At 67.0% G+C, this 267-nt stretch carries 1 pseudogene; it reads left to right on the top strand.

The window, feature by feature from the left end:
* Nucleotides 1-267 (top strand): annotated as a pseudogene (locus SB772_RS41660) (ABC transporter substrate-binding protein); the annotation flags it as partial.

The raw sequence follows: 267 nt of genomic DNA on the forward strand, positions 1-267 counted from the left end.
CTGCGCTGGCCGCCGCGTTTCTCGGCGCGCTCGACGAAGCGAACCGCCTGATCGTGCAGGATCCGCGCGCGGCGGCCGTGCTGTATGCGGCGTCATCGGGTGTCGGCGTGTCGCACGACGACATGATACGGATGCTCGCCGCGCCGGACACGCGGTTCTCGGTGTGGCCGAACCAGCTGATGGACTACGTCGAATTCCTGTACCTCGCCGGCACGATCAAGGCAAAACCGCGCGCGTGGCACGAGATGTTTGCGCCGATGCTCGACG

Origin of the sequence: Paraburkholderia sp. SIMBA_030 (genome assembly GCF_046535245.1) — a bacterium.
Lineage (GTDB): Bacteria > Pseudomonadota > Gammaproteobacteria > Burkholderiales > Burkholderiaceae > Paraburkholderia.